26 protein-coding genes are annotated in these 21,789 nt (G+C 65.2%); 10 read left to right on the top strand and 16 right to left on the bottom strand.

Features of this window, described 5'->3' with window-relative positions; all coding sequences use genetic code 11:
• Positions 1–72 precede the first annotated feature (72 nt).
• The 6 genes from soxX to soxC are packed head-to-tail and all read right to left on the bottom strand — an operon-like array spanning position 73 to position 4,780.
• A complete protein-coding gene (gene soxX / locus CJ010_RS06920) occupies positions 73–690 on the bottom strand; it encodes a sulfur oxidation c-type cytochrome SoxX (protein ID WP_141017354.1) in 618 nt (205 codons plus the stop codon).
• Positions 691–701: 11 nt separating this feature from the next.
• Entirely contained in the window at positions 702–1,514 is an 813-nt protein-coding gene (soxA, locus tag CJ010_RS06915) for a sulfur oxidation c-type cytochrome SoxA (RefSeq protein ID WP_141017353.1), read from the bottom strand.
• Positions 1,515–1,560: 46 nt separating this feature from the next.
• The gene (gene soxZ / locus CJ010_RS06910; protein ID WP_205754906.1) at positions 1,561–1,872 is read right to left on the bottom strand and encodes a thiosulfate oxidation carrier complex protein SoxZ; all 312 of its coding nucleotides are present in this window, start codon (positions 1,870–1,872) and stop codon (positions 1,561–1,563) included.
• A gap of 25 nt (positions 1,873–1,897) precedes the next feature.
• Positions 1,898–2,365 carry a thiosulfate oxidation carrier protein SoxY gene (gene soxY, locus CJ010_RS06905; protein WP_141017352.1) on the bottom strand — a complete coding sequence of 156 codons (468 nt, stop codon included), beginning with the start codon at positions 2,363–2,365 and terminating at the stop codon, positions 1,898–1,900.
• Between the two features lie 41 nt (positions 2,366–2,406).
• A complete protein-coding gene (locus CJ010_RS06900) occupies positions 2,407–3,462 on the bottom strand; it encodes a c-type cytochrome (protein WP_141017351.1) in 1,056 nt (351 codons plus the stop codon).
• Positions 3,446–4,780 (bottom strand): sulfite dehydrogenase, encoded by a 1,335-nt coding sequence (gene soxC, locus CJ010_RS06895; RefSeq protein WP_141017350.1) that lies wholly within the window; start codon positions 4,778–4,780, stop codon positions 3,446–3,448. Before soxC ends, CJ010_RS06900 begins: the two co-directional genes overlap by 17 nt.
• Before the next feature lie 334 nt (positions 4,781–5,114).
• Between soxC and CJ010_RS06890 the strand changes: the two genes are divergently transcribed.
• Together CJ010_RS06890 and CJ010_RS06885 are read left to right on the top strand one after the other, a co-directional pair.
• On the top strand, positions 5,115–5,414 hold the full coding sequence (locus CJ010_RS06890; protein WP_141017349.1) for a cytochrome C: 300 nt from the start codon (positions 5,115–5,117) through the stop codon (positions 5,412–5,414).
• Positions 5,415–5,429: 15 nt separating this feature from the next.
• Entirely contained in the window at positions 5,430–6,695 is a 1,266-nt protein-coding gene (locus CJ010_RS06885; RefSeq protein ID WP_141017348.1) for an FCSD flavin-binding domain-containing protein, read from the top strand.
• Between the two features lie 61 nt (positions 6,696–6,756).
• Here CJ010_RS06885 and CJ010_RS06880 read toward each other — a convergent pair whose 3' ends face one another.
• The 4 genes from CJ010_RS06880 to coaBC form a co-directional block, all read right to left on the bottom strand.
• Entirely contained in the window at positions 6,757–7,371 is a 615-nt protein-coding gene (locus CJ010_RS06880) for a c-type cytochrome (protein ID WP_141017347.1), read from the bottom strand.
• 91 nt (positions 7,372–7,462) lie between these two features.
• Positions 7,463–7,888, bottom strand: a complete 426-nt coding sequence (locus CJ010_RS06875) for an NUDIX domain-containing protein (protein WP_141017346.1) — start codon at positions 7,886–7,888, stop codon at positions 7,463–7,465.
• 4 nt (positions 7,889–7,892) lie between these two features.
• Positions 7,893–8,342 (bottom strand): dUTP diphosphatase, encoded by a 450-nt coding sequence (gene dut / locus CJ010_RS06870; RefSeq protein WP_141017345.1) that lies wholly within the window; start codon positions 8,340–8,342, stop codon positions 7,893–7,895.
• 20 nt (positions 8,343–8,362) lie between these two features.
• The gene (gene coaBC / locus CJ010_RS06865; RefSeq protein ID WP_141017344.1) at positions 8,363–9,565 is read right to left on the bottom strand and encodes a bifunctional phosphopantothenoylcysteine decarboxylase/phosphopantothenate--cysteine ligase CoaBC; all 1,203 of its coding nucleotides are present in this window, start codon (positions 9,563–9,565) and stop codon (positions 8,363–8,365) included.
• A 45-nt stretch (positions 9,566–9,610) separates the two neighbouring features.
• Between coaBC and radC the strand changes: the two genes are divergently transcribed.
• From radC to rpmG, 3 genes are all read left to right on the top strand, one after another.
• A complete protein-coding gene (gene radC, locus CJ010_RS06860) occupies positions 9,611–10,288 on the top strand; it encodes a DNA repair protein RadC (protein ID WP_141017343.1) in 678 nt (225 codons plus the stop codon).
• A 99-nt stretch (positions 10,289–10,387) separates the two neighbouring features.
• The gene (gene rpmB, locus CJ010_RS06855) at positions 10,388–10,624 is read left to right on the top strand and encodes a 50S ribosomal protein L28 (RefSeq protein WP_141017342.1); all 237 of its coding nucleotides are present in this window, start codon (positions 10,388–10,390) and stop codon (positions 10,622–10,624) included.
• Positions 10,625–10,689: 65 nt separating this feature from the next.
• Complete coding sequence (gene rpmG, locus CJ010_RS06850) at positions 10,690–10,857, top strand: 50S ribosomal protein L33 (protein ID WP_141017341.1); 168 nt, start codon at positions 10,690–10,692, stop codon at positions 10,855–10,857.
• A 309-nt stretch (positions 10,858–11,166) separates the two neighbouring features.
• Here rpmG and CJ010_RS06845 read toward each other — a convergent pair whose 3' ends face one another.
• A complete protein-coding gene (locus CJ010_RS06845) occupies positions 11,167–11,370 on the bottom strand; it encodes a cold-shock protein (RefSeq protein WP_141017340.1) in 204 nt (67 codons plus the stop codon).
• Between the two features lie 435 nt (positions 11,371–11,805).
• Here CJ010_RS06845 and clpS point away from each other — a divergent pair, with 435 nt between their 5' ends.
• From clpS to rraA, 4 genes are all read left to right on the top strand, one after another.
• Positions 11,806–12,114, top strand: coding sequence for an ATP-dependent Clp protease adapter ClpS (clpS, locus tag CJ010_RS06840; RefSeq protein ID WP_141017339.1), 309 nt, complete (start codon positions 11,806–11,808; stop codon positions 12,112–12,114).
• Positions 12,115–14,397: an ATP-dependent Clp protease ATP-binding subunit ClpA gene (clpA, locus tag CJ010_RS06835; protein ID WP_141017338.1), complete on the top strand. Its 2,283-nt coding sequence runs from the start codon at positions 12,115–12,117 to the stop codon at positions 14,395–14,397.
• A 158-nt stretch (positions 14,398–14,555) separates the two neighbouring features.
• Positions 14,556–15,119 (top strand): hypothetical protein, encoded by a 564-nt coding sequence (locus tag CJ010_RS06830; protein WP_141017337.1) that lies wholly within the window; start codon positions 14,556–14,558, stop codon positions 15,117–15,119.
• Between the two features lie 141 nt (positions 15,120–15,260).
• The gene (gene rraA, locus CJ010_RS06825) at positions 15,261–15,746 is read left to right on the top strand and encodes a ribonuclease E activity regulator RraA (protein ID WP_141017336.1); all 486 of its coding nucleotides are present in this window, start codon (positions 15,261–15,263) and stop codon (positions 15,744–15,746) included.
• A gap of 80 nt (positions 15,747–15,826) precedes the next feature.
• Here rraA and CJ010_RS06820 read toward each other — a convergent pair whose 3' ends face one another.
• From CJ010_RS06820 to CJ010_RS06800, 5 genes are all read right to left on the bottom strand, one after another.
• Complete coding sequence (locus CJ010_RS06820; protein WP_141017335.1) at positions 15,827–17,011, bottom strand: ABC transporter substrate-binding protein; 1,185 nt, start codon at positions 17,009–17,011, stop codon at positions 15,827–15,829.
• Between the two features lie 112 nt (positions 17,012–17,123).
• Positions 17,124–17,840, bottom strand: a complete 717-nt coding sequence (locus tag CJ010_RS06815) for an ABC transporter ATP-binding protein (RefSeq protein WP_141017334.1) — start codon at positions 17,838–17,840, stop codon at positions 17,124–17,126.
• On the bottom strand, positions 17,837–18,583 hold the full coding sequence (locus tag CJ010_RS06810; protein ID WP_141017333.1) for an ABC transporter ATP-binding protein: 747 nt from the start codon (positions 18,581–18,583) through the stop codon (positions 17,837–17,839). Before CJ010_RS06810 ends, CJ010_RS06815 begins: the two co-directional genes overlap by 4 nt.
• The gene (locus CJ010_RS06805) at positions 18,580–19,575 is read right to left on the bottom strand and encodes a branched-chain amino acid ABC transporter permease (protein ID WP_141017332.1); all 996 of its coding nucleotides are present in this window, start codon (positions 19,573–19,575) and stop codon (positions 18,580–18,582) included. Before CJ010_RS06805 ends, CJ010_RS06810 begins: the two co-directional genes overlap by 4 nt.
• A gap of 2 nt (positions 19,576–19,577) precedes the next feature.
• Positions 19,578–20,498, bottom strand: a complete 921-nt coding sequence (locus CJ010_RS06800) for a branched-chain amino acid ABC transporter permease (protein ID WP_141017331.1) — start codon at positions 20,496–20,498, stop codon at positions 19,578–19,580.
• A 343-nt stretch (positions 20,499–20,841) separates the two neighbouring features.
• Between CJ010_RS06800 and CJ010_RS06795 the strand changes: the two genes are divergently transcribed.
• Positions 20,842–21,789 (top strand): PDR/VanB family oxidoreductase, encoded by a 948-nt coding sequence (locus tag CJ010_RS06795; RefSeq protein ID WP_141017330.1) that lies wholly within the window; start codon positions 20,842–20,844, stop codon positions 21,787–21,789.

Below are 21,789 nucleotides of genomic sequence, written 5' to 3'. Positions count from 1 at the left end.
CCCTCGGGAAGCGGATTCAGGCGAAAAAAATGCCCGGACCAATCTCTGGCCGGGCGGTTCGGGGCGTGACCTTCAGCGCTTGTTCACCGGCGACGCCGGATCGAACAGATAGGCCATCAGGTGCTTGATCTGCTGTTCGGTGAGGATTTCGGCATCGCCGTTGCGCGGCATGTTGCTGCAGGCGTTGTAGGCCTTGGCATTCCAGATCTTGCCCCAGGTGTATTTGACGGCCTCGTCGGTATTGCCGCGCAGCCTGCCGTAGTCGAGCAGGCTGGGGCCTATCGTGCCGTAGGCGATTTCCTTGTGCGAGAGCTGGTGGCAGTTGTAGCAGCCGCCGCCGTTGTCGGTGGGCGTCTTGTCCGTCCAGGTGAGACCGCGGCCGCTGATGGCGATCTTTTCGCCTTCCTTCCAGTCGCCAAAGTACTTGCCGTCGGCGGGCCAGCGGATGGTCTTCATCTGCTCGGCCTCGATGCGCTTCATCTCGGCCGCCGGCGGGTGCTGCGGCTGCGAGCAGGCGCGCTGGAAGTCGAGCTGCAGCATGCGGTACTGCTTGGCGATGCCGTGGTCCCTGAACGAATCGACCATCATCGCGCGCGCCTTGTCGTCGAGCTCGTCGGCCCTGGCGGCCTGAACCGCGGGTGCGGCAGCGATCAGGGCGAGCAGCAGCGGAACAGTCAGGGTGATCTTCATCTTCCGCCTCCTCAGCGCTTCAGGCCCGGGGTCATCATCTTGCCGCCATCGGCCGTCGCCGCCATGAAGACGGACAGCGCGATAGTGACGTCTGAGCCGTAGATCGGCTCGGCAGTGCGTTGCTGGCGGAAGCAATCGTTGAGACGGTGCTGCATCGTCCAGAACTGACTGTTCGACACCCGGTAGGCCGGCCAGCTGCCCCAGCCGGCGGCCGCGCCCTTCTGCGTGGTGAGCTTGGGCAGATCCTGCAGGCGGATGCGCTTGCCCTCATCGCCATGGCAGGTGGCACAGGAGAAATCCATCGGCCCCGCCCGGTAGTAGAAGGCTCGCTTGCCGAGCTCGTACATCTCCTTCATCTGCGCCGGCTTCATGTCCACATGGATGGTGTCGCCGCGCGAGTGCGTCACCACATAGGCGACCAGTGCCGCCATCGTCTTGCGCTCGCCGCGGTTGAACTCGCCATCGACGATGGTTCTGGTGGCAATGCCCTGCAGGGATTCCATGCAGGTCATCAGGCGCGACTCGAGATCCTGCACCCGGCCGGTGTCCTTGAAGTAGCGCGGCATTTGCGCGTAGGCGCCCTTGACCACGCCGGGGCCGAGCCCGAGGTCGCAGCGTTCCAGGCTGGCCTGCTTTGGCCCGCGCGGCGTCTTCCAGAGCGTCTCGCCCTCCATTTCATAGAGTTCTGCCGGGTTGCCGTCGGCGATCATCTCGCGGTAGCGGGCGATCTCGTCGCTGGCGGCGTCGGCGCGGGCACCGCCAGCTGCCAGCGACGAGATCACGCCGGCGGCTGCGACGGCCGCCAATCGGTGCAGTTTGCCCATCGCATCTCTCCTTGGGTTGGCCGGACGCATGCCCGGCCGCTCGCGTTCAGGCGATCTGGACTTCGTCGGTCCGGCTGTCGCCCTTGTTGTCCACCCAGCTCACCGTGATCTTGTCGCCCTTGGCGCCGCCGTTGAACTTGAACGCCAGGTAGGGATTGGTCGAGACCGAAGGGCCAAACTGCGCCGACAGTACGAGCCTGTCGTTGTGCTTGGCGGTGAGTTCGGTGATGAAGTGGGCCGGGATGGTGGCGCCGGCGGCGTCCTTGCGCTGGCCGGTTTCCATCACGTGGGACATGAGCACGCGCACTTCGGTCAGGCCGTCCTTGGCCGCGGCGCGGATACGCATCGGGTTTGCCATCGAATTCTCCTTTGTTCAGTCCGGTTCAGCCGCCGCAGCCGCCGAGGGTGACTTTCACTTCCTTCCTGGCGACGACGAACTTGCCGTCCGCCTTGACCAGGGCATAGACGTCGGAGGTCTGGCCCATCTTGATGCGGGTCTGGATGTCGGCCACGGTCCCGGCCGGGATCTCGAAATTGGCCGCGAGCATGAAGGGGTTCTTCTCGACCAGGATCGCAATCTGCTCGGTCTTGGGCAGATTGCTGACCACGCCGACCGGTACCACCGCACCGTTTTCGGCGATGTCGGGCGCGGTGATCTGGATGTCGGCGCTGTCAGCCGGCTTGCCGGCGCCAAGCGCGGCGAAGGCCTCATCCAGCGTCTTGGCATCGAAAGCACCCTTGTTCCACGCCGCCTCGGCGACTTCGGGCCGGATCAGGCCGGCTGCCACCAGCAATCCGAACAGGCCCAGGCTGCCGCCCGCCTTCAGGACGTCCCTGCGTTGATGATTCATTGCGTCTTCTCCTCGTCGAAGCTTGGTGGTCCGCACGCTTGTCAGCGCGCCTGCGCACCGGCCAGTATCCAGCGCACCAGTTGCCGGAGTTCGTCGTCCTGCACATGGGCCTGCGGCGGCATCGCCACCGCGCCCCACACGCCCTGCCCGCCCGTCTTCAATTTGGACAGCAGGCGCGCCTCGGCGTCGGCCTGGGCGCGGTATTTTGCCGCAATCTCGTCATAAGCCGGGCCAACGATCTTGCTGGCGACGCCGTGACAGGCCATGCACCCCCTGGCCTGGGCGAGCGCCAGCGGCCCCTCGCCGCCGGCCGCATGCGCCGCGCCGCCCGCAACTGCCGTCTGCTTGCCGCGCGTCTGGCCGATGTTGCGGTTCTGCTCGGCGATGTTGCCATGCGCATCCTGCGCATAGTCGGGCAGCATGGACACCACCTGCGGTGCCGGCTTGCAGTTCGTCATGCACGCGGTGTTCTTCGTATCGGATTTGCCACCGTTGCCCATGCCGCCATGCGCGGCCGCAGCGCCCGGCCACATGCCGTGATCGGTACGCATGCCGTTGCGATTGGGCATGCGCGCCTGCACCTCGCGGATGTTGCGCTCGTTCAGTTCGAAGTCGGCGGGAACGATCTCGGCGAGGTTCAGCAGGTAGGCCAGCACCGCGTAGACATCGTCCGGCGACAAGGATTTCGGCGACGTCCATGGCATTGCGCGCTGGATGTAGTCGAACAGCGTCGACACCGTCGCCACCTTCATCATGGTCGTGCGCTGCGGCGACGCGCCGCTCACCAGTGCGTGCACGCGGCCGCTCGCAATGTCGTCGGCCGTGGTTCCGCCGACGATGGGAGTGAACACCTCGTTCGATTCGCCGAACACCCCGTGGCAGGACGCGCACTGTGCCTCCCACAACACCAGGCCGCGCTCTACCGTACCCGCGCCCTTGGGCAGGCCGGTGAAATCGGGCCGCACGTCGATGTCCCAGGCCCGCACTTCGGCGGGCGTGGCCGGCCGGCCGACGCCGGGGTAAAGGTCGGCAGCCGTCGCGATACAGGCGCCGAGCGACAACAACACAGCGAGCGCCGCCTCAAAGCACCTGGACATTGCTCACCTCGCCGGACTCGATCACCTTCCACGACTGGATGGCGTTGTTGTGATAGATCGACCGGGTGCCTCGCGCCGCCCGCAACTGGCCGTAACCCGGCTGTACGTAGCCGGTCTCGTCACTGGCGCGCGATTGCAGGATGGCCGGCTTGCCGTCCCAAACCCAGTCGATGTTGAAGCGGGTCAGCGCCTTCGACAGCACCGGTGTCTCCAGCCGCGCCTCACGCCAGTTGATACCACCGTCGGTGGAAACGTCGACCCGCCGGATCCGGCCCCGCCCCGACCAGGCCAGGCCGGAGATGTTGTAGTATCCCCGGTCGAGCAGCATCTGCCCGCCCGACGGCGTGGTGATGACCGACTTGCATTCCTGCACCGAGGTGTATTGGCGGTGCGTGCCGTCCGGCATCATGTCGATGTAATGCACGGATTCGTCCTTGGTCGCCCACGGCGCGTCGCCCACTTCGATGCGGCGCAGCCACTTCACCCAGCTGACGCCCTGCACGCCGGGCACCACCAGCCTCAGCGGATAGCCGTTCTCCGGGCGCAGCATCTCGCCGTTCATGCCGTAGGCCACCAGCACCTCGCCCGACTCCACCAGCTCCATCGGGATGGTCCGCGTCATCGACGAACCGTCGGCGCCCTCCGCGAGGACGTAGCGCCCCTTGCGGTAGTCGGCACCGCAGAAGTCGAGCAGGGTGCGCAGCGGCACGCCGGTGTATTCCGAGCAGGACAACATGCCGTGGCTGTACTGCACCGTCGGCACCGCCACGTTGCCCCACTCCATGCCGGTATTGGCGCCGCATTCGATGAAATGGATGCGCGACACCGGCGGCAGGCGCATCAGGTCGTCCATGGTGAATACCGAAGCGGTCTTGACCAGGCCGTTGATCATCAAGCGGTGTCGGGCTGGATCGACGTCGTGCCAGCCCTGGTGATGACGCTCGAAGTGCAGGCCCGACGGCGTGAGGATGCCGAACAGGCCCTGCAGCGGCGTAAAGGCCACCGAGGAGGCGCCCACCCGCGTCAGGCCGGGGCTCTCGCGCCGGACCAGGTTGCGCTCGAAGCGCGAGGGCATGCCGTAGGGCATGGCCGCGACCGGCTGGCCGAGCGAGGTCGACCACGGCGGCAACTCGAGGATCGCGGGATCGCCCTCGCCAGCCGCACGCGCCGCCGGCAGCGCCATCGCGGCGCTGGCGCCGAGCAGCGCCTTGCGCAGGAAATCGCGCCGCCCCTGCTGGACGAGCCGGATATCGGCGTCGCTGAGGAAGTTCTCCGGCGCAAGCCGCAGCCGACCCGGCCGGGCATCCTGGTTTGCCATGCGTTGTCTCCTCATTCTTGTATCCGAAGAGCCCCGGCGAACGCCGGCTTGGCAAGGCTTCCTCAGACCTGATGAGAATTAATTTATAACCGCACAACTATATAGTCAATCTCTAATATTGCTGCACCGCACCAGGCGACACCCAACTCAACTTCCGCCAACTGGTAGCCAGAATGGTGGATTGCGCACCCATCCTGCTCGGATATACTGAATTTCAGAACGCGTCCCGGCTGGCAAGGCTCGACATGCAAGGCGTCCGGAGGTCGGCAACGGCAGCGTGTTCGCACTCGATGCGCAAAACAGCACATAACCAAGAACCGGAGAGGAGGACGTCGTGAAACTCACCACCGTATTCGCCGCGCTCTGTCTGATCGGCGCCCAGGGCGCCGCGCTGGCCGCGGACCCGAACCTGGCACGCGACCTTGCGGCAGGCTGCGCCAACTGCCACGGTACCGACGGCAAGAGCCTGGGCGGCATCGAAAGCCTGGCCGGCAAACCCAAGGAGACGCTGCTGCAGAAGATCGCCGACTTCAAGTCGGGGGCGAAACCGGCCACGATCATGCACCAGATCGCCAAGGGCTATACCGACGAACAGCTCGACCTGATCGCCGGCTACTTCGCGGCACAGAAATAATCCGGGGAGACCGAGATGCTGAACAGACGCGATTTTCTCAAGACCGTGGGCGCCATCGCGGCCGGCTCGGCGCTATCCGGCTGCGCCGGCATGGGCCGCGCCGGCAGCGGTCACGTGGTGGTGGTGGGCGGCGGCTACGGCGGCGCCACCGCGGCAAAGTACCTCCGCATGTGGAGCAAGGGTGCCGTTAAGGTCACGCTGGTGGAGCGCAATCCTCAGTTCGTGTCCTGCCCGATATCCAACCTGGTGATAGGCGGCGTCAAGCAGATGCAGGACATCACGCTGGGCTACGACAAGCTCCGCTCCACTTGGGGCGTGAACGTGATTACCGACGACGTGACCGCGATCGATCCCGCCAGGAGAACGGTCACCACCGCCAGGAGCGGCACGCTGAACTACGACCGCCTGGTGCTCTCGCCCGGCATCGACTTCATCCCCGGCGCCATCGCCGGCCTGGACGGCAACGACAACCGCATCCCGCACGCCTGGAAAGCCGGCCCGCAAACCGTGCTGTTGCGCCAGCAGTTGACCGCCATGAAGGACGGCGGGGTCTATGCGATACAGATCCCCAAGGCACCCTACCGTTGCCCGCCCGGCCCCTACGAACGCGCCTGCGTCGTCGCCAACTACCTGCGCGCGACCAAGCCGAAATCCAAGATCCTGGTGCTCGATGCCAACCCCGAGATCCAGTCCAAGAAAGCGCTCTTCACCAAGGCCTTCGACAGCTACAAGGGCATGATCGAATACCGGCCGAACAGCGAGCTGCACGCGGTGGACGCCACCACGCTTACGGCCGAACTCGAGTTCGACAAGATCAAGGCCGACGTGCTCAACGTGATCCCGCCGATGCGCGCCGGCAACATCGCGACCACGGCGGGTCTGCCGCTGATCAACAGCCGCTGGGTGGACATCGACTGGCTGAGCTACGAGGCCAAGGGTGTCCCGGGCGTTCATGTGCTCGGCGACGCGCTGTTTCCGGCGCCGACCATGCCCAAGTCCGGCCACATGGCAAACCAGCACGCCAAGGTCGCCGCTGCCGCAATCCTCAACCTGCTCGCCGGCGAAGCGCCCAACCCGACCCCGGTGGTGATGAACACCTGCTACAGCTTCGTGGATGGGAAGAACGTCATCCACGTGGCCTCGGTGCACCAGTACGATGCCGAGAAGAAGCAGCCGATGCCGGTGGCCGGTGCGGGCGGGGTATCGCTGGCGGCCAACGAGATCGAAGGCAAGGTGGCGCTGGCCTGGGCACAGAACATCTGGGCCGACATGCTGGCGTGATCCCGCCTCGCTGGCGTACCGGACCGCTACCGCGGCCCGGTGCGCCATGAGCGGCGGGCCCCTATTCGTGCAAGGTACTGATATAGACCGCCACCGCCTTCATCTCCAGATCGGTCAGCTTCGACGCGATGGAATGCATCACCGCATTGTCGTTGGTGCGTTCCCGCTTGTTGAATGAGCGCAACTGGCTCTCGATGTATTGTGGAATCTGCCCGGCGAGGCGCGGCAACTGCGCGGTACCCAAGCCCTTGTCGCCATGACAGGTGGCGCAGGCAGGGACGCCGGAATACTCGTTGCCGCGACGAAAGACGAAGCGTCCCACCGCCGCCAGTTCACCGTCCTGCGCCTCTTGTACCCGTGCCGGCTTGCGCTCGAAGAACACCCCCAACGCCTGCATCTCCTCGGGCGTCAACTCGACCGCCATGCTGGTCATGGTGTCACTCTTGCGCCTTCCCGACTTGAAGTCGGCAAGCTGCTTGGCGATGTACTGGTAATGCTGCCCGGCCAGACGCGGGTAGAGGGCCGTCGAACTTTCGCCCTCGGCGCCGTGACACAGGAAACAGCGCCCCATGTGAATTTCTTCGGCACGTGGCAGATCGACCTGAGGCATCTCGGCGATAACCGGCCCCGCCAGGCCAATGGCCGTGAACAATGCGATCCTTGCGATGGACTTCATGTCTCCACTCCTCTTCTTGTGACTGCTGTTCGAGGTGCGAAAACAGACTATCAGAATATGATAATACTTAGAATCGTGTGACCTGCCGGACTCACCAGCCCAGCTCCATGATCCAGGGCCCGACACCGGCCGCCAGGGCTTCGCGCACATAGGGCACCATGGCGGTCGGCAGCGCGTCCATGGCGAACCAGTCGAGCGCGTCGCACTTGTCCGGTTCGGCGATGCGGGCCTCGCCCTGCCAGATCGCCGCACGCAGGAAGAAATCGATGCGATTGGTATCCGACAGCCGGTGCACCACGCCGCAATAGGTGAACTCATCGGGCGCGACCACCAATCCGGTCTCCTCGCGGAGTTCACGCCGCGCCGCCTCCCTCACTGACTCGCCCGGCTCCACGTGACCACCCGGCAGGCTGAAGAGGCCATCAAAAAATCCGGTACCGGCACGACGCATCAGCAGCACGCGTCCATGCCGCTCGCAGACGACATGAACGCCGGTCGGTATTCCCTGATGAGGCATCGGCTCAGTGCTTGCCGGTGCTGCCGAAACCGCCGCCGCCGCGCTCGCTCTCGGAAAAATCCTCGACCACGTTGAAGCCCACCTGCAGCACCGGCACCACGACTAACTGTGCAATCCGCTCCATCGGCTGGATGGTGAACACCTCGCGGCCACGGTTCCAGACCGAAACGAAGATCTGGCCCTGGTAATCGGAATCGATCAAGCCGACCAGATTGCCCAGCACGATGCCGTGCTTGTGCCCCAGCCCCGACCGCGGCAACACCATCGCCGCCAGCCCGGGATCGGCAAGATGGATCGCCAGGCCGCTCGGAACAAGCGAGGTCTCACCCGGATGCAGCAACACCGGCGCATCGAGGCAGGCGCGCAGGTCCAGTCCGGCCGAACCCGCCGTGGCATAGCCCGGCGGATGAGTCTTCAGTCGCGGGTCCAGGATCTTGACGTCGATACGGTGCATGTTCTGTTGCCCTCGGAATATCAGGAAGGAATCGCCCGCGCGGCCAGCAGGCCGGCGAGATGGTCTACGATCTGCCCGGCGAGCACACTCTTGGGCGCGCGCGGCAACGGGTGTTTGCCGGCATCGTCGTACAGGATCACGAGGTTGTCGTCGCTGCCGAGGCCGTCGCCCACCAGATTGCCCACCAGCATCGGCAGGCGCTTGTTGCGTCGTTTGCCTTCGGCATAGGCGTCGAGATCGCGACTTTCGGCGGCAAAGCCCACGCAGAAAGGCGCGTCGGCGCGCGCGGCGACCTCGGTGAGGATATCGGGGTTGGGGGTCAGCGCCAGCGACAGCGTTTCGCCCGATTTCTTGATCTTGTGCTCGGCCGCCTGGGCCGGCCGGTAGTCCGCCACCGCGGCCACACCGATGAAGACGTCGGCACCCGGCAGCGCGTCGAACACCGCCGCCCGCATCTCAAGCGCACTGCGGACGTCTATCCGGCGGACGCCGACCGGCGCTGGCAAGGCCACCGGCCCGCTCACCAACACCACTTCCGCACCGGCCTGCGCACAGGCACGCGCCAGCGCATAGCCCATCTTGCCCGAGCTGCTGTTGGTGATGCCGCGCACCGGATCGATGGCTTCGAAAGTCGGCCCCGCGGTCAGCACCACGCGGCGACCGGCCAGCGTCTTCGGCACGAAGTAGGCGATCAGGTTCTCAAGCAGCGTCTCCGGCTCCTCCATGCGCCCCATACCGATCTCGCCACAAGCCTGGTCGCCAGCCGCCGGGCCGAACAGGGTCACCCCGTCGTCCACGATCTGTCGCACATTGCGTTGCGTCGCCGGGTGCTCCCACATCTGCCGGTTCATCGCTGGCGCCACCAGCAGTGGGCAGTCGCGCGCCAGACACAGCGTGGTCAGCAGATCGTCGGCCAGCCCGTGCGCGACGCGGGCGATGAAATCGGCCGAAGCCGGCGCCACCAGCACCGCGTCGGCATCCCGGCTGAGGTCGATGTGCGCCATGTTGTTGGCCATGCGCGGATCCCATATGTCGGTCCACACCGTATTGCCGGACAAGGCCTGGAAGGTGACCGGCGTGACGAAACGCGCCCCCGCATCGGTCAGCACCACCTGCACGCGGGCGCCCGCCTTGCCCAGCAGCCGCACGAGTTCGGCTGCCTTGTAGGCGGCCACTCCGCCGGTGACACCCAGTACGATTTTCCTGCCTGCCAGCTCATTCATGACATTCGCGTTAAACTAATCACGACATTGGAATAGACGATACCCATGGCGATTACCGACTGGCCCGAAGACGAACGCCCCCGAGAAAAGCTGCTCAGCCGCGGCGCCAATGCACTGTCGGACGCGGAACTGCTCGCACTGTTTCTGCGCGTCGGCATTCGCGGCCACACCGCCGTGGATCTCGCCCGCCAGCTGATCGCCCGCTTCGGCACGCTCACCCGGCTCTGCGCCGCCAGTGCCGAGGAATTCGCCGCCATCCCCGGCATGGGGCTGGCGAAGTATGCCCAACTGCAGGCGGTGATGGAACTGGCGCGACGCGCGCTGTCGGAGACACTCACAACCCGTGACCTCTTCGACTCGCCGCAGGCGGTGCGCGACTGGCTGCGCCTGCGGCTCGGCCACCTGCCCCATGAAACCTTCTGCGTGCTGCTGCTCGACGCCCGCAACAGCCTGATCGACGCAATCGATCTCTTCCGCGGCACACTGACGCAGACCAGCGTGTACCCACGCGAGATCGTCAAGCTTGCCTTGGCCCACAATGCCGCAGCGGTAATCTTCGCCCACAATCATCCGTCCGGCGCGGCCGAGCCGAGCAGTGCCGACGAGGCGCTCACACGCACGCTCAAGGACGCGCTGGCCCTGGTCGACATCCGGGTACTCGACCACTTCATCGTACCGGCACATGGAAAGCCCACGTCATTCGCCGAACGCGGCCTGATCTGAGCGCGTCGGGCGGTCGGTTTTACGAAACCATCTTGCCTAGTCCGCCGCAACTAAGGTATCCTCCAACGTTTTCGCAATCCGAATTCCCTGGAGCATCGTATGGCTCGCGTCTGCCAAGTGACCGGTAAAGCACCGATGGTGGGAAATCATGTTTCCCACGCCAACAACAAAACCAAGCGCCGTTTCCTTCCGAACCTGCAAAACCGCCGGTTCTGGAGCGAAAGCGAAAACCGCTGGATCCGTCTGCGCGTCACCAACGCCGCGCTGCGCACGATCGACAAGAAGGGCATCGACACCGTCGTTGCCGAGCTGCGCGCCCGCGGCGACAAGATCTGATCCGGACTATCGTCCCAGGCAACCCTATTGCGGCCCTGCGCCGCACGAACTGAACGGAGATCGCCATGGCCAAAGGCGCCCGCGAAAAGATCAAGCTGGAATCGACCGCCGGTACCGGTCATTTCTACACGACCTCGAAGAACAAGCGCACCACCCCTGAAAAGCTCGAATTCAACAAGTACGACCCGGTCGCGCGCAAGCACGTCCCGTACAAGGAAATCAAGCTCAAGTAAGGTCGCGGCGGGCGCCTGCCCGCCGACGCGGCTGCTGTCCGGCATCGTTCCACGGTGCATTTCGGACAAAGCCTGCACCACCGTAGTGAATCGCCCGCTGCGGCAATTGCACGACAGCAAGCAGTAAGGCCATACGACCGCAAGAGTCAGTGCCGCCTGATCTACCAATCGGGCGCAAAGCACCTGATTTGTGCGTGATGCAGACGCCAAAAAGCAGAAGGCCGCCGGTCACCCGGCGGCCTTCTGCTTTTTGATGGAGCCAGACCTTCAGGCCATCCCCTTCAGGTCAAACCCCATCAACTCGACTCGTCAGGCCCGCTGAATGTTCGAAGCCTGCTTGCCCTTCGGCCCCTGCGTGACCTCGAAGGAAACCTTTTCGCCTTCCTTCAGGGTCTTGAAGCCACTCATGTTGATGGCGGAGAAGTGCGCGAACAGGTCTTCGCTGCCATCGTCAGGGGTAATGAAACCAAAACCCTTGGAGTCGTTGAACCACTTAACAGTGCCAGTTGCCATATTGCCTTAATCCTTCAAAGTTACTTGATACAAACCGGCTCCACTGCCGGCGAATGCCTCGTTGTCAAGTCAAGCATAACCAGCACTGCGGGTTCAGGCCACGCGACGCGAAACTCGCGCACCCGGCCGCAACTAACAGAACCAGCGCATTACACCTTACACGACGCACGCGCTAGTTTTTACCCACTTGTCAGCACAGCGTCAACGTTTTCTTTTTCCCGCGCCTTGCCTGGCGGGCGTTTGCGCGGAGCCTGCCGCAACGCAGCATTCATACCGAATTATTGCCTTGAGAATGGCACGCTTCTGGCTTTGTTGAAATCAACCGGAGGCGCCCTCAGATAGATTCCGACGGGCGATTTTCCGGGATCCCGGAGCGCAAATTACCCCGTTGCCAGGCGTGTTGCACTCTGCTTCGACTTCATTAGAATGGACCGCATGGCCACGCAGAAACAAGACGGATTCGTATTGGAAGCGAAGCGGACGCGTACCCGTCCGCCCCCGTTGTACAAGGTGCTTCTGCTCAACGACGACTTCACTCCGATGGACTTTGTCATCGTCGTTCTGCAGAAATATTTCGGCATGGACCGCGAACGTGCCACGCGGGTCATGCTCCAAGTCCACAGAGAGGGCATGGGGGTGTGTGGTGTCTTTCCCCGGGACATCGCCTCGACCAAGGTTGAACAGGTCGTCTCCTTTGCCCGCCAGCATCAGCACCCACTGGCATGCGTGATGGAGGAAAACTGAATGATCGCGCAAGAGCTTGAAGTCAGCCTGCACATGGCCTTCGTCGAGGCGAGGCAAAAGCGACACGAGTTCATCACCGTGGAGCATTTGCTACTTGCCTTGCTCGACAATCCGTCAGCGGCCGAGGTTCTGCGCGCCTGCGCAGCCAACCTCGACGAACTGCGCCGCGAACTGACCAACTTCATCAACGAACACACCCCGAAGGTCGAGGGCAGCGAGGAGATCGACACGCAGCCCACGCTCGGATTCCAGCGCGTGATCCAACGCGCCATCCTGCACGTCCAGTCCTCGGGCAAGAAGGAAGTCACCGGCGCCAACGTGTTGGTTGCCATCTTTGGCGAGAAGGACTCGCATGCTGTGTATTTCCTGCAGCGTCAGAACATCTCCCGCCTCGACGTGGTGAACTTCATTTCCCACGGTATCGCGAAGACGCCCCAGCAAGGCACGGGTGGGCAAAATCGCAGCCAGGGAGAACAGGGGGAACAGAACGAGCAGGAGGCCGAGGAAAAGCAGTCCGGTGGAGCGCTCGAGAACTACACGCAGAACCTCAACCAGCAAGCCCTGGTCGGCAAGATCGACCCGCTCATCGGCCGCGAGAAGGAAGTCGAGCGCGTCATCCAGACATTGTGTCGCCGGCGCAAGAACAATCCGCTGCTGGTCGGCGAGGCCGGCGTCGGCAAGACAGCCATTGCCGAGGGTCTGGCGCGCCGCATCGTCGAAGGTCGCGTGCCGGAAATTCTGGAAAACGCCCAGGTATATGCACTCGACATGGGTGCCCTGCTCGCCGGCACCAAGTACCGCGGCGACTTCGAGCAGCGCCTCAAGGCGGTGCTGAAGCAGCTTGTCGAAAACCAGGACGCCATCCTCTTCATCGACGAGATCCACACGCTGATCGGCGCGGGCGCCGCATCGGGCGGCACGCTCGATGCCTCCAACCTGCTCAAGCCGGCGCTGTCGTCCGGCCAGCTGAAGTGCATCGGCGCGACCACCTATAACGAGTATCGCCAGATCTTCGAGAAGGACCACGCCCTGTCGCGGCGCTTCCAGAAGGTCGACGTGACCGAGCCCTCGGTGTCCGAAACCGTCGAGATCCTCAAGGGGCTCAAGAGCCGCTTCGAGGAGCACCACGGCGTCAAGTACTCGGCCTCGGCGCTGTCGAGCGCGGCAGAACTGTCGGCCAAGTACATCAACGACCGTCACTTGCCCGACAAGGCGATCGACGTCATCGACGAGGCAGGCGCCGCGCAGCGCATCCTGCCGAAGTCCAAGCAGAAGAAGACCATCGGCAAGAACGAGATCGAGGAGATCGTCGCCAAGATCGCCCGCATCCCGCCGCGCACGGTGTCCAACGACGACAAGGCCGCGCTCAAGACGCTGGAGCGCGACCTCAAGAACGTGGTGTTCGGCCAGAACGCCGCCATCGAGGCGCTCGCCAAGGCGATCAAGATGTCGCGCTCCGGCCTGGGCAACCCGGCCAAGCCGATCGGCTCCTTCCTGTTCTCCGGCCCCACCGGCGTCGGCAAGACCGAAGTCGCCCGCCAGCTCGCCTACACGCTGGGCATCGAACTGGTCCGCTTCGACATGTCCGAGTACATGGAGCGCCACGCGGTCAGCCGCCTGATCGGCGCGCCGCCGGGCTATGTCGGCTTCGACCAGGGCGGCCTGCTCACCGAGCAGATCACCAAGAAGCCGCACTGCGTGCTGCTGCTGGACGAGATCGAGAAGGCGCACCCGGACATCTACAACATCCTGCTGCAGGTCATGGACCACGGCACGCTGACCGACAACAACGGCCGGCAGGCGGACTTCCGCAACGTGATCGTCATCATGACCACCAACGCGGGCGCCGAGACCATGCAGAAGTCGGTGATCGGCTTCTCGGCCAAGCGCGAGGCGGGTGACGAAATGTCCGAGATCAAGCGCATGTTCTCGCCCGAGTTCCGCAACCGCCTGGATGCGACCATCTCGTTCAAGGCGCTCGACAGCGACATCATCCTGCGCGTGGTCGACAAGTTCCTGATGCAGCTCGAAGCCCAGTTGCACGAGAAGAAGGTGGAGGCCCACTTCACCGACGAGCTCAAGGCCTGGCTGGCCGAGCGGGGTTTCGATCCGCTGATGGGTGCGCGCCCGATGGCCCGCCTCATCCAGGACACGATCCGCTCGGCGCTTGCCGACGAGCTGCTGTTCGGTCGTCTGGCGAATGGCGGCAGGGTGACGATAGACATCGACGACGAACACAAGGTCAAGCTGCAGTTCGACGAGACCGAGGTCGCCACCGTCTGAGCATCCGCCACCGGGCGCCGGCCCGGTCTGCATCAGCCTCCGAGGGGCACGTCCGCAAGGGCGTGCCCCTTTTCCATCTGCTCCGCCGTTCATACCCCTGACGCCGGCATGCTTATTGCAGGCCTGCTTGGCATTCTCAAACCAAGCAGGAGATTCACATGCTGTTCGACCGCTATGAGCAACAAGGGCTGCTCTTCAACATGAACTTCAAGGAGGCCAGCACCACCGCCGGCAAGGCTGCCTATCGGGGCGAACTCGTCCTCGTCGAAGGCGAAATCGGCGATGCCGCCGGTCGTCGCAAGCCGCCCACGGAAGTGATGCGTGGCGCGGTGCTGCTGTCCGACGGCGACAAGCTCGTGATGGCTGCCGGCATGCTCAACGACGTTGCGGAGATTCCGCTGTTCTTTGAAAAGTACGGCGAGGATCTCGCTCCCGGCGCGAAGCTGCTGTTCTTCGTGGTGAACGTCGCCAAGCCGCTGTTCACCGAGTTCGGCGGTCAGACCTCGGCGCTGATTCCCCTGCAGGACGGCATGGTCTGGAACGAGCTGATCGAAGAACTCAAGCTCGAAAAGGGTGATTTCAAGGGCCAGTCCGCCGCCGACAAGGTGCTGACCGTGGCCGGCGCCTTCGACGACTACAAGCCCAAGTACCCGACCGTGGGCTGGGACGAAGTGGTCGCCACCAAGACCAACGCCGTGCGCGAAGCCCGCGGCCCGGTCTGATCCATCCTGATCTTGTCGGGTTCGGTCCTGTCGGCTGTCCTACAACGGACGGCCGACAGGCCGCAAAGACGCCCGACTCATCCGTTATGATGCGCAACGCCCGGCCCGTCCGGGCCCTTCCCGCCCATCAACGGAGCCACCATGACCCTCACCATCCAGACTGCCGATCTCTGCGACGCCAACGAAGACAAGGTCAGTGTCGTCGCCCCGATGTTCCGCAGCTTCGGCGGCCGTAGCGCCTTCGGCGGCGCGATCGCTACGCTCAAGCTGTTCGAAGACAATGCGCTGGTGCGTAAGACGCTCGAAACCCCGGGCAACGGCCGCGTGCTGGTGGTCGATGGCGGTGGCTCGATGCGCTGCGCCCTGGTCGGCGATCAGCTCGGCGAACTCGGCGTGAAGAACGGCTGGGCCGGCATCGTCGTCTATGGCTGCATCCGCGACTCCAAGGCGCTATCGGGCATGGACCTCGGCGTGTTCGCACTCGGCACACACCCTAGGAAGTCGATCAAGCGCAACACCGGCGAAGCCGAACTGCCGGTCACCTTCGGTGGAGTCACCTTCACTCCCGGCCACTATCTCTATACGGATGACGACGGCATCATCGTCTCGCCCACGCCGCTGTTGTAAACGACAACGGGCGGCAACCTGAAGGCGCCGCCCGCACACATACCGCCCGCCACATGGCGGGCCGGCCATCGTTCGGGTGCTCAGGCACCCGACATCTTGCACTCCGCCGCAAAGCGGTCGGCGTGATCCTTGATGACCACGCCCACCGTCTTGTTGGTGGTCTGTCCCTGCTGGTTACGAATCACCGAGCGCATGTAGATGTCCTGGATCGGGTACTGGTTGGTATTGAAGCGGAAACCGCCACGCACCGACTGGAAGTCCGCCGCGCGCAGTGCCTTGCGGAAGGCCGCCTTGTCCTCCACCTTGCCGCCGACCTTCTTCACCGCGCTGTCGATCAGCATGGCGGTGTCGTAGGCTTGGGCGGCGTACATGGTCGGGATGCGACCATACGCCTTGACGAAGTCGGCGACGAAGCGCTTGTTGGCCGCGTTGTCAAGATCGGCGGCCCACTGCGAGGCGTTGTAGAGGCCGGCGATGGACTCGCCCACCGCCTTGATGGTGTCCTCATCCGCCGAAAAGCCCGGCGCGAGTAGCGGCATGGTCTTGTTGAGACCGGCACCGTCGAACTGTTTGATGAAGTTCACGCCCATGCCCCCCGGCAGGAAGAAGAACACCGCGTCCGGCTTGGCGACGCGGATGGTGGCGAGTTCGGCGGCATAGTCGAGCTGGCCGAGCTTGGTGTAGATCTCCTCGACCACCTCGCCCTTGTACAAGTGCTTGAACCCGTCCAGCGATTCACGCCCGCCGGGGTAGTTGGGCGCGATCATTGCCACCTTCTTGTAGCCCATGTCGTTGGCGAACTTGCCCATCGCCGCCGGAATGTCCTCGTTCTGCCAGGCCAGCGCGAAGAAGTTGGGATCGCACTTGTCCGCCGCATAGTCGCGGGGACCGGTGTTGGTCGACAGATACACGGTGTCGGCCTGCAGGATGGACGGCAGTACCGGCAGCACCACGTTGGAGAACACGCCACCGGTCACCAGATCCACCTTGTCGCGCTTGAGGAAGCGCTCCACCGTCTGGCGGCCGGTCTGTGGGTTCTGCTGGTCGTCGACCACGTCCATCTTCACCGGCAGGCCACCGAACTTTTCACCCGTGTGCTTGAGCGCCAGCTGAAAGCCGTCGCGCACCTCGGTGCCGATGGCAGCGCCGGGGCCGGACAGGGTGGTCATGAAGCCGATCTTGATCTCGTCGGCAGCAAAGGCCGGCGCACAGCTCAGTCCGAACGCCAGGAGCGCGGCGGCGGTTCGGTTCAAGGTGCCTTTCATCGTGTATCTCCGTAAGGGGGTGGGGGATGCGGAACGGCGGGTTGAAGCACGGCACGGCCGCACACCTCGTGGGATGGCGGTCCATGCAAGAACGGGCGTCGGCGACATCGCCTCAGACGCCCATGTAGCGATGCCACAGGCTGTGGTCGGCAGCGAGTTCGGACGAGGAGCCTGCCCACACCACACGACCGCGCTCGAGGATGAGGTGGCGATCGGCAAGCTCGACCAGCCGATCGACATACTTGTCTACCACCAGCGTGGTCTGGCCCTCGGCCTTCAACTGGGCGAGGCAGCGCCAGATCTCGTCGCGGATCACCGGCGCCAGGCCTTCGGTCGCCTCGTCCAGGATGAGCAGGCGCGGATTGGTCGACAGCGCGCGGCCGATCGCCAGCATCTGCTGCTCGCCGCCGGAGAGCTGGTTGCCGAGGTTGTCGGCGCGCTCCTTCAGGCGCGGGAACAGCGCGTAGATGCGTTCCAGCGTCCAGCCGTCGCGGTGGTCGTTGCGCTTGTCGGCGAAGGCGACCAGGTGCTCGCGCACACTGAGGTTCGGAAAGCAGTGGCGGCCTTCCGGCACGATCGCCACGCCCATGCGCGCGATCGCGTCGGGCCGCATACCGGCGATCGACCGGCCGAGAAAGCGGATGTCGCCGCGGCTGGGCGCCAGCGTGCCGACGATGCTCTTGATCGTGGTGCTCTTGCCCATGCCGTTGCGGCCGAGCAGGCCGATGACCTCGCCCGGATTGATCTCGAAATCCAGCCCGAACAGCACCTGGCTGGCGCCATAGCCGGCCTGCAGGCCGGAACAGGATAAAAGCGCGTCGTGCTTCATGCCGCCTCCGACCCAAGGTAGACCGCCTGCACCTCCGGGTGCGCCTTGATCTGCTCCGCATTGCCGCTGGCCAGCACCCGGCCGTACACCAGCACCGAGATGCGGTCGGCGAGCCGGAACACCGCGTCCATGTCGTGCTCGATCAGCAGGATGGCCATGTCGCGCCGCAGCTGCTGGATCAGCTCGACCATGCGCGCCGACTCGTCCGGCCCCATGCCGGCCATCGGCTCGTCGAGCAGCAGCAGCTTGGGATCGGCCGCCAGCGCCAGCGCCACGTCGAGCTGACGCTGGGCGCCGTGCGGCAGGCTGCCGGCGATGCGCTCCAGCTCGCGGCCGAGGCCGACACGCTCGGCCAGCGCCACCGCGCGCTCGGCCAGTTCCGCCTCGCCATCGCGGCGGCCGAAGGGCTGGAAGCTGCCACCGTTGTGCGACTGCACCGCCAGCATCAGATTGCTGCGCACCGTCGCCCCCTTGAACAGATTGGTCACCTGGAAGCAGCGCGACAAGCCGGCGCGCACCCGCTGGTGCGGACGCATCGCGGTGAGCTCGACGCCGTCGAGCACGATGCTGCCGCCATCGGCCGGGAGCATGCCGGAGATGAGATTCACCAGCGTGCTCTTGCCGGCGCCGTTGGGGCCGATCAGGGCATGCACCTCGTTCGGCGCAACCTCGATGGACACGTCGTCGGTGGCGCGCAGGCTGCCGAACTGCTTGATCAGGCCACGGGTGGAAAAGAGCGTCATGCCGACCTCCGCAGCAGGGTGAGGAAGCCGCCGCGCGGCTGCGCCGGAACGCCCGCGGCACGGCGGCCGAAGAGCGCACCGAGACCGTCGGGCGCGAACAGGATGATGGCGATCAGCAAGGCGCCCAGCGGCCAGTGCCAGTACTCGGTAGCCTGGCGCAGCACTTCTTCCAGCGTCACCCACACCGCCGCGCCGATGACCCCGCCCCAGCGATGGCCGAGCCCGCCGAGCACGACGATGACGATGAGCACCGCCGATTGCGACCAGTGCATGGACGACGGGCTGATGAAACTGTTCTGCGTCACCATCAGGGCGCCGCCCAGGCCGGCCACCGCCGCGGCGATCACGAAGGCCTGCAACCGGAGCAGGAACACCGGGTAGCCAAGCGCCATCATGCGCGACTCGTTGTCGCGGATGCCGACCAGCGCCTGGCCGAAGCGCGAACCCAGGCTGTGGTGGAAGAAGGCGAAACAGAGCGCGCACAGCGCCAGCACCACCCAGTACAGCGTGGCATCGTCGGCGGTGTCCAGCCCGAAGCCGAGCAGCGGGCGCGACATCAGGTTGTAGCCGTCGTCGCCGCCGTAGGCCCGCAGCGACACCGCCAGGTAGTAGAGCATCTGCGCGAAGGCGAGCGTGATCATGATGAAGTACACGCCGCGGGTGCGCAGCGACACCGCGCCGATCAGCACCGCCGCCAGCGCCGCCGCCAGCATCGCGCCGCCCCACAGCGCCCAGGCCGAGGTCACCCCCGCTTCGCTCATCGCCACCAGCGCATAGGCGCCGACGCCGACGAAGCCGGCATGGCCGAGCGCTACCATGCCGCCGTAGCCCATGAGGAAGTTGAGGCTGGTGGCGATCAGCATCACGATCAGCATGCGCATCACGAAGCCGGTGTAATAGTCCAGGCCGAAGTGCGGCGCGATCGCCGGGAAGGCTGCGAGCACCGCCAGCAGCACGCCGGGGACGAGCGCGCGATTCAGGTTCGTCATCATCTTCATCCCCTCGCCGGAAACAGGCCGCGCGGCTTGAAACACAGGATAGCCGCCATCAGCACATACATGGCAATCCCCGCCAAGGCCGGGCCGACGTCGGCCGCCAGCGCAGGCGGCATCACTGCACGCAGGGCCGGCGGCACGAAGGCGCGGCCGGCGGTGTCGACCAGCCCGACCAGCAGCGCGGCGATGAAGGCTCCGCGCACCGAGCCAATGCCGCCGATCACGATCACCACCAGCGCCGGGATCAGGATGGCCTCGCCCATGCCGATCTGCACCGCGGTCAGCGGCCCCATCAGCGCACCGGCCACACCGGCCAGCGCCGCGCCGATCACGAACACCACGGTGAATACCGACTGCACCCGCACGCCCATCAGCTCGGCCATGGTCCGGTCGGAGGCACCGGCGCGCACCAGCATACCGAGCCGGGTGTGGTTCACCACGAAATACAACAGCAGCGCCGCCGCGATGCCGGCCACCAGGATCAGCAGACGGTAAGACGGATAGGGCAGCTCGGCCATCAGCTGCACCGGGCCGGACAGCGCGGCCGGGGTCGGCGCCATGATGGGCGCGGCACCCCACAGCCACTTCACCAGATCGTCGGCCAGCAGGATCACGCCGAAGGTCGCCACCACCTGATTGAGGTGATTGCGGCGGTAGAGCCGGCGCATCAGCAGGGTTTCCATCAGCGCGCCGATGAGCATGGTGACCACCACCGCCGCCAGCACCGCGCCGATGAAGGAATGACTGTGCTCATGCACGGTGGCGGCGATATAGGCGCCGAACATGAAGAGCGTGCCGTGGGCGAGATTCATGGTGTCCATGACGCCGAACACCAGCGTCAGCCCGGCGGCGAGCAGAAACAGCATCAGGCCGTAGCCGATGCCGTTGATCAGTTGCTCGATGACGAAGGTGCTATCCATGACAGCCTCCGGCGCGCCGGGCCCGGCCGGGCGGCGACGCGGGCATCGTGTCGAGGTGAAGTGCATCCAAGGTCTGGCTCCCCGCGCAGCGAACTGCGCCCTAGGTGATAAGCGGTCCGGGCCGGTAACCCGGCATGGAAAGGATTCTTGGTGAATTCCCCGGCAGGGACTATCCGGAATAGGCAAGCGGGGCGCCGCCTTTGTCCGAATCAGGCAAAGCACGCCAGCCGTGCAAATTGCGGACAAGGCTTGCCAATCGCGGCTATTGCGCCCGCGCCCGGCCGAATAGATTTTGCTCCGCCGGCACCACCCGTCGTCCGCCGGGGCCTTCAACGGAGCAAACATGAGCGCACTGTCCCTGCGCGTCGAACAGATCGACGCCCTCACCCCGCTGATCCGCAGGCTGATCCTGCGCACCGCGGACGGCAGCGCCATCCCCGCCTACAGCGCCGGCGCCCATATCGAACTGCATGTGCCGGGCGAGCGCCCGCTGCGCCGTGCCTATTCGCTGGTGACGCCGGCCGACGGCGGCGACCGCGTCGAGATCGCGGTGCAGCTGGAAGCCCAGGGCAGCGGCGGCTCGCGCTGGGTGCACAGCCTGACCGGAGGCGAGACGATCACCGTGTCGCCGCCGAAAAACCTCTTCCCGCTGGAAGAAGCCGCCGAGGAACACCTGCTGTTCGCCGGCGGCATCGGCATCACCCCCATCCTGTGCATGGCGCGTACGCTCGCCGCCGCCGGCAAGCGCTACGCCATGCACTACGCCGCCCGCGACCGCGAGCGCGCCGCCTACTGCGCCGAGGTGGAGGCGCTGGAGCACGCGCGCTGCTGGTTCGACGGCGGCGATCCCGCCAGGGGCGTGCCGCTGGCCGAGGTCATCGGCCCCCCGGCCGCCGGCCGCCATCTCTATGTCTGCGGCCCCAAGGGCTTCATCGCCGCGGTGATCGACACCGGCCGCAAGCTCGGCTGGACGGACGCCAACCTGCACTGCGAACTCTTCACCGGCGCGCTGGATGAAGCCGGCGACCGCCCTTTTACCGTGGAACTCACCACCAGCGGCATCACGCTGGAAGTGCCGGTGGGCAAGACGGTGATGGACGTGATGGAGGAAGCCGGACTCGACCCGATGTTCGACTGCCGCCGCGGCGAATGCGGCATCTGCACCGCCAAGGTGGTGGCAGGCGAAGCCGACCACCGCGACATCTGCCTGTCGGCGCGCGAGCGCTCGGAAGGCGGTTTCTGTACCTGCGTTTCACGTGCCCGGTCCGAGCGGCTGGTGCTCGAACTTTGA

The organism is Azoarcus sp. DD4, assembly GCF_006496635.1.
GTDB lineage: Bacteria > Pseudomonadota > Gammaproteobacteria > Burkholderiales > Rhodocyclaceae > Azoarcus.
Note: the sequence above shows the minus strand (reverse complement) of the source record. Positions and strands in the feature narration are given on the sequence as shown.